General features: G+C 63.9%; 6 protein-coding genes. 1 reads left to right on the forward strand and 5 read right to left on the reverse strand.

Annotated elements, in window-relative coordinates; all coding sequences use genetic code 11:
- Positions 1-903 precede the first annotated feature (903 nt).
- The 4 genes from ACFHPP_RS29865 to ACFHPP_RS29880 form a co-directional block, all read right to left on the reverse strand.
- Entirely contained in the window at positions 904-2,694 is a 1,791-nt protein-coding gene (locus ACFHPP_RS29865; RefSeq protein ID WP_437166872.1) for a PAS domain S-box protein, read from the reverse strand.
- A 140-nt stretch (positions 2,695-2,834) separates the two neighbouring features.
- Positions 2,835-2,957: a hypothetical protein gene (locus tag ACFHPP_RS29870; protein WP_437166873.1), complete on the reverse strand. Its 123-nt coding sequence runs from the start codon at positions 2,955-2,957 to the stop codon at positions 2,835-2,837.
- A 266-nt stretch (positions 2,958-3,223) separates the two neighbouring features.
- Positions 3,224-3,973 carry a PEP-CTERM sorting domain-containing protein gene (locus ACFHPP_RS29875; RefSeq protein ID WP_437166874.1) on the reverse strand — a complete coding sequence of 250 codons (750 nt, stop codon included), beginning with the start codon at positions 3,971-3,973 and terminating at the stop codon, positions 3,224-3,226.
- Between the two features lie 861 nt (positions 3,974-4,834).
- Positions 4,835-5,245, reverse strand: a complete 411-nt coding sequence (locus tag ACFHPP_RS29880; protein WP_437166875.1) for a hypothetical protein — start codon at positions 5,243-5,245, stop codon at positions 4,835-4,837.
- 304 nt (positions 5,246-5,549) lie between these two features.
- Between ACFHPP_RS29880 and ACFHPP_RS29885 the strand changes: the two genes are divergently transcribed.
- Positions 5,550-6,545, forward strand: coding sequence for a catalase family peroxidase (locus ACFHPP_RS29885; RefSeq protein WP_437166876.1), 996 nt, complete (start codon positions 5,550-5,552; stop codon positions 6,543-6,545).
- A gap of 131 nt (positions 6,546-6,676) precedes the next feature.
- Here the strand turns inward: ACFHPP_RS29885 and ACFHPP_RS29890 are convergent.
- Positions 6,677-6,989 (reverse strand): hypothetical protein (locus ACFHPP_RS29890; protein ID WP_437166877.1); only part of this gene is annotated, 313 nt, incomplete at its 5' end.

The raw sequence follows: 6,989 nt of genomic DNA on the forward strand, positions 1-6,989 counted from the left end.
GAGAATTCCACCGCAGCAGCCCGCTGTGAATCCTCCGTCTGGGTCAGTGCACTAGGTAGGGGCTTTTTGCCGAAGGAACTTGGCGCAGAGACCCTGGCCGAATTCATCCCGGCGGGTCCGCCAGGGGTCCGCAGGCCAAATCGAATTCCCCTATCCGGCCAGAAATTCGTCGTAAGATATTGAAGTTTATGGTGCCGACACCCGGGATTGAACCGGGGACCTACTGATTACGAATTAGGACAGAAGGCTTTTAAATCAAGCGCCCTGTTGAGTTTCGCCCCGAGAAGCAGAGCAGCAGGCGGTTGGACCGATCCCGAAATTCAACAACTGGCGACCGCCCGCTAAATTGCCTCAGGCTTAACAGGCTGCGGAAATTCGCTGCTACGGGCTTGATTTTAGTTGGGTGCGGAGGTGGTCGAGCAGCGGGAGCGGGGCCGTGATGCCGGGTTTGCGGCGGCTACCCGCCGGAAAATATCGCCGCCTCCCCTGCCCGGCGGCCGTGAGGCAGGCACCGCCAGCAGCTTCGGCAAGCGGATCAGGCTGTCGGCCGCCACCCGCAGCGTGAAGCTCCATCCGACGCGCTCGAGGCCGCGCAGCAGCGTCCGGCTGCATGCCGCGAGGGGACACGCGCAACTATGGCGGGCTGTAATTGCCAAGGTTGGGGTCGAGGGTTCGAATCCCTTCGCCCGCTCCAATTTTCCCCAACCAAATCAAGCATTTATGGCCTACCCGACGGGGCCGACTACCCGGGCCATTTGTTCCTGGGGGCCGGATAGGGTGCCGTTTTTCAGTGGCTGTAGGCGAATTTGGGCGAACTTCAGCGAAGAACTGGACCGTTCAGCTCGGCCCGCCCCTTTACGCAACCAGCCGGCTCTCTTGGGGCATCGCTGACGAATAATCTCGTCAGCAATCCGTACCCGGCCGCTCCAGCAGCGGCACGCGGATCATCGCGTTCAGCCCGGCGGGCTTGAAGTCGAGCGAGACGGAGGAACCTGGCCCAAGGTCCTGTGGGACCGCCCGCTTGAGAAGCCGCGTGCCGAAGCCTTGTCGCACGGGGGCCCCTTCCAGGCGCGGGCCTTGCACCTCGCTCCATCTGATGGTGGCTGAATTCTTTCCGGACAGATCGCACGTCACGTTGACGCGGCCTTCGGCACGCGACAATGCCCCGTGCTTGGCGGCATTCATGCCCAGCTCATGCAGACCCAGCACTAGCGCCTGTGCCTGACGTGGCGTGACGACTGCGCGCTTGGCGGCCTCTGACATCTGAAGTGCGACACGGGCTGAGCCCATTTCCTCACTCAGCCAAAGCGAAAGCGCCGCGCTGGCGACGGCCTCCAGGCGCGTCGCCTCCCAGCTATGCTGAGTGAGCAGATCATGCGCCCGTGCCAGCGCTTGGAGCCGCATCAGAAAGTTCTGCGCGAAACGCTGCAGGTCGCCAGCCGCACCACGAAGCGTCTGTTCCGCAAGCACTTGCACGGTTGCCAGCGCATTCTTCGCACGGTGGTTCAGTTCCGCGACCAACAGCGCAAGGCGCCGTTCCGCCTGCTTGGCTTCGGTGATGTCCTGGACGACCGTCACGGTGCGGATGGCTTGCCCCTCCGCGTCGCGCGCAGCAACAGCCGCGCTGACGCGAACCCAAATGACATCAGCACCGGGGCGGATGTAGCGCTTCTCCGCCTCGTAACGACCGGCCGCATCCATCGCAGCCAACTCGGCCGCGTTGATTTGGCGGTCATCCGGATGGCTGACATCGTCCGGCCCTAAGCCGCCGAGCAGTTCGCCCTCATGCCGATCCACGATCTCACAGAACCGCCGATTGACGCGCAGGTAGCGACCGGTCCGGCGATCCACCTCGGTGACGCCGGCCGCCGCCGTCTCAAAGATGGCGCGGAACTCCGCGACGCTCTCCCGCAGTGCCGCCTCCGCATGGCGACGCTTGGTAGTGTCCGTGGCCTGAATCACGAAGAACATCAACTCACCTTCTGCCGTGCGCACTGCAGTTACCGCAGCATCGGCCGTGCGGACTTCGCCGCTGGCGGTCTTGAATCGGTCCTGTGACAGCACCGGTCCCGCCGTTTCTAACGCGGCGGTGAGGCGATGCGGCCAAGCCTCGCGCATCTCGGGCAGCCCCTCCCAGAAGGGCGCGTCCCAGAAGGGGCGCCCGATCACCTGCTCCCGCGCGATGCCTGCAACCAGCAGCGGCAATTCGTTGATCTCCAGCGTCAGACCGGTTGGCGAGAGTACCGCCATGAACTGGAACTGCTGGTCAAAGATCGCGCGGAAGCGCTCCTCGCTCCGGCGCAGCGCCCGCTCCGCAGCATCACGCGCCGTCTCGTCCCGCAGAGTCAGCACGGCACCGGTCTGCATACCGTTGGAGTTGAAGACGGGCTTTGCTGATCCGACAGCAAGAACCTCGGAGCCATCGGGGCGACGGATACGCCAGCGCGCCTCCTCCACCCGTTCCTGGCGCAGCACCGCGCGGGCCAGCGGCAGGTCCTCGGACGGGTATGGCAGGCCATCTTCCGTGCGGAGGTCATAGGCGCTGCTGTAGCCGGGCGGGGTTATCTGAAAATGCGCAACACCGTGCATGCGTGCCGCCGCCTCGTTTATGAAAACGATGCTGCCGGCAACGTCAGCCACTATGACGCCCTCCGCAACCTGATGGAGCACCGCGGCGTAATCCGTGAACGCCAAGGCCGTTTCCCGGGGCCATCCAGTGGCCCGCATCTCGGCGATCTGGGCTCGTGCCTTTGTCACTTCCTCCCGCAGTTTAGTGTTCTCACGTTCGAGTTGGCCCGCTCGCTCATCTGCGGCCCGAATGCGGTCTTGTTCGCTCAAGGCTGAGACCGGAAAAATGCTTGTGCAAAACCACCAGTAAGGCGGAGCCATGAAAACGGCACCAACTTTTGATTGTGCTGGTTGCGCATGGCAATGGCGAAGCTATAAATCTTGTCCATTTTAGACTTCAGAATATTTGTGAGCAGCTTCGCCAGCGAGTCATTCTACATGCTTTGTGGAGCAGCAACAGGCTTTTGCCAAGCGAATCAGACAATCAAGCATGCCAGCGCGACCGAAGGCCCTGCCAACCCGCACCTTGGCGTCGCCGCCCTCCATCACTGCTTCAAGCAGCCAAAACGCAGACAGCTTGCGCATCGCGCTGGGGCTGTCCCTGACGGCTGCCCAGCAGGAGCGGCGGCACCCACACGAGTGCCGCCGCGAAGTCTTACGCCTGGCGGACGCGTCGGCGCCGAACCAGGCCCAATCCAAAGAGACCCGCACCGAACAGGGCGAGCGACGCAGGTTCCGGCACCGCCACGGCGCGGATTTCGCCGGCCGCAACGGGCAGCACGACCTTGTATCCCGGCATACCGTCTGCTTCGCCGGGTCCGAAGCCCAGCCCGGTTCCAGAGTCCAGCAGCCTCCCATGCAGCACGATTTCGCGTAGCGTCAGGGGAAGCAGATCCTCGCTGCCGAAACCTGCCGCGAAGGAGGGGCTGTTCGGCAGGTCGTAGGTCTGCATGAAGTTCACCATGCCATTTGGCGCGGTCGGGAATCCACCCGAGCCCGGTGGCCCATCGAGGTTCAGTATGATCGGTCCGTAGGTGGCAAGACCCTCGAGCAGCTCGATAAAGCCGTCGCCGTCGGTGTCCTGCGCAAGCGTTGGCGTGACGGAGTCCATCGGGTTGCCAGCCGCGTCAAACCGGCCGTGGATGTGCTGCACATGAAGCTGGTCCGGGGTCAGGCCGCTCGCTGTGATGTTGACGGTCAGCATGTTGCCGTCCTGGCTGAGCTTGGCGAGGCCCGAGACACCTGAGCCGCTCAGCGGCGTCAGGATGGCCTCGTATAGCATGGGCGCGGCTTGAGCCGGGGCGGCCAGCATCATCACGCCAGCCAAGGTCGACGCCAAGGTAAAGAAGCGAATTGCCGAGCGAGGCGTCGCGGAAGCTGGCGCCAGCATTGTTTTGGATCGCATATGAAGTCCTCCTGAAACCGGGATGCGAGATCGCAGTCCGGCAAGGCTGTTTGTGCAAATTTGAGGCCGACATCAGAAATACATTGAAATCGGTGTCTTCGGAGCGAGCCAAGGTGCGGACAAGGCAGCCGCGTAAGCCAGTACGACACTCTCAATAGAGTCGTTTTTATTGATTGATAGATCGACTGATCATGCAAAATTTATAGTTTTATTTTGCATCCGGAAGAATTTACCTATTAGAGACGAAGTAAAAACTGTGCAGGGCTGACGCTAAGAGTTGCCGACGACAGCATCAGGCTGCGTTGCACCGCGGTCAGGGCGAATGTCTTTGCTGCCAAGGTAGGGGCCGTGCTTGCCCTCGTGCTGGTGGCGGGGCTGCCGCTGATGCAGTCGCTGGCTGCGCCGGCGCAGTTCGAGGCGCCTTACCGCGCCGGTGGGGCTGTTGTTCGGCGGCAGCACGTCTTGTTGCCGCTGCTGGACGCTTTGTCTCCGGATGGATCAGCGCTAGCCCCATCCTCTCCGGATTAAGCGGTGGCGGTGCTTTGAGCGCCACGAAGCGTCGCGGCACGGCGGTGCGATGATGGCGCTGGTAGATTGAGGCGGCGACCGTGCTTGGGTCTCAGCGGCCGCACCGAGAGGGCATGCGCGCCGCCTGAACATTTGCGCGCCGCGCGCACCGGGTGAAGCCCATGCCGATGGCCACCACCATCGGCGCATCAACATGTATGACCCCAGTGCCCATTTCGCAGCACTTCTCGGAGCGCAACCGCGAACTCGCTGTCACCCTGAAGCGGACGCCGGATTTCCACAACTCTGCATGCCGCTCCCGGCGGCCTTTCCCAACCGTCGATGGAGGGTGACCTACTTGTCGTGACCTCGACCGCGACCTTCGCCGTTGCCGTTGCCGCGACCTTGGCCATTGCCGTGACCACGACCCCGGTTCTCGTCGTCGCGCCCACGCGACCACGGCGGGCTGCCCGCGCGGTCATCCCGTCTTGCGCGGTCTTCGTAAGCCCGCCGCTCGTCGGCACGACCGTCACGATAGGCCTCACGGCGTTCCTGCTCGGCCCGCCGCTCATCGTCGGCGCGCCGCTGTCCGTCGTTGCGATTAGGGTTGAGGGCGTCCTCGAGCATATTCCCGAGATTGGGCAATTGGAAATTCTGCGCCGACGCGCCGTGGATTTGGGCGAGCATCAGCAAGCCGGCGAGCGGGATGAGTTTGCGCACAATGTTTTCCTTGCGAACATGCCGCACTCCGTAGAATGCCTGCACTAATACTAAAGAACCTTAAGCTAATTTGACTGAAAGCGCCAGAATCATTCGTGTGGGCTTCGCGGCGCGCCACGTGGTTGGAAGCAGGTCCTGGCGCACATTGTCATTTCCCGAAATCACACCCGCCGAAGATGCTGGCGATCACGGTTTCGGTCCTGCGGGTCATCATGGTGGGTCGCTCGAACAGATCACCGCGCTGCCTCGCTTAAGCCCGGTCCACATGATCGTTGGTATCCGCCCTCGCCGCACCGTATCCTTTTCCAAATTCGGCACGAAGCATGCTGCATGAGGAGGTCCCACGCCCATGCCCAGACGTCCACTCGCCTTTGCCCTGGCCGCCGGCGCGCTCACGGCGCTGCTCGCTACTGCCCCCGGCGCGCAAGCTCAGCCCTCGCCGGAGGCGATTGTCGATGCCTTCGAGGCGGTTCTCGGCCCGATCCGCAGCCATCGCCCCAGCCACGCTAAGGGCACCTGCGCCGCCGGCCACTTCACCGCCACGCCGGAGGGCGCGCGGTTTTCGGTGGCGCCGGTATTCGACGGGCAGCGCGTTCCGACCCTGATCCGCTTCGGCGTGGGCGTCGGCAACCCGGCGGGCCCCGACACTGGGCGCACGACGCGGAGCCTCTCCATCCGCTTCGAGACGGCGGCCGGCGACATCTGGGACATGGCGAATATCTCGGCGCCCATCTTCGGGTCGCCGACGCCGCAGGTGATGGTCGATGGTCTGCTGGCGCGCCGCCCTGATCCCGCGACCGGTCAGCCTAATGCAGAGCGGGTGGCGGCCTTCGTCGCGGCCAACCCGGCCACCACCCTCCAGGGCCGCTGGCTTGCTGCAAATAACCCGCCGGCCAGCTGGGCCTCGACCCCGTATTGGAGTGTCAACGCCTTCCGCTTCCGCGGCGCTGACGCGGAGGTGCGCCACGTGCGCTGGGTGTTCGAGCCGCGGGCCGGCGTGCAGCGCCTTACGGACGAACAGATGCGCACCTTGCCGGCCAACTTTCTCGCCGATGAGCTGCGCCGGCGGGTGGGCACCGGTCCGGTTGAGTTCGACATGGTGCTGCAATTCGCAGGCCCCGGGGACGATCTCGTCAATCCGACGGTGGCGTGGCCCGATGACCGGCCCCGCGCCACTGTCGGGCGCCTGACTGTAGCCGAGGTGGCGCCTGGTCCAGGCGGCGCCTGCGACCCGATCAGCTTCCTTATTCTCGACCAGGCGCCAGGGATCGAGCTTAGCGACGATCCGACGCTGCAGGCACGCGCCGGCGCCTATGCAGTGTCGCTGTCCCGGCGGCTACAGTAGTCCGAAGCCGCATCGGACAAGATGCCGTCGGGCGTTTCGTGCTCTCGCCGAGTGTGCGGATAGGCGGAGACAGGGCCAACGACCTACGAGCCGGCTCCAGGACAGCGCCGGGGCGCGCGGCTTGGCAGTGTCTACGCCGCCAGATGCAGTTGGCGGCCCGCCGGCGGCTCCGGCTCCAGGGCGATCATGCGGGCGAACGCGACCACCGCCTGTCGGCGCTTGTCAGACAGCATCGCCCACAGCCCAATCAATTCGGCAATCTCCGCTGGCGACGGCGGCCCGGCCACCACTTGCTTTCCCTGATCCTCACCCATCAGCACACCTGCTCCCAAGAATAGCATCAATTGGATGCTTCTTGCGGAACATTTCCGATGTTGCAACCAATTCACGGCTGAGGAAGTCTGGCTGAAAATCAGGTTGGTTGAAGGAGCACCTAGTGCACTG

Source organism: Falsiroseomonas sp. E2-1-a20, assembly GCF_051433195.1.
GTDB lineage: Bacteria > Pseudomonadota > Alphaproteobacteria > Acetobacterales > Acetobacteraceae > Falsiroseomonas.

Excerpts from the sequence above, each read along its gene's own strand:
- ACFHPP_RS29885 (WP_437166876.1), top strand. The coding sequence starts at position 5,550 with ATGCCCAGACGTCCACTCGCCTTTGCCCTGGCCGCCGGCGCGCTCACG.
- ACFHPP_RS29875 (WP_437166874.1), bottom strand. The coding sequence starts at position 3,973 with ATGCGATCCAAAACAATGCTGGCGCCAGCTTCCGCGACGCCTCGCTCG.
- ACFHPP_RS29870 (WP_437166873.1), bottom strand. The coding sequence starts at position 2,957 with ATGGACAAGATTTATAGCTTCGCCATTGCCATGCGCAACCAGCACAAT.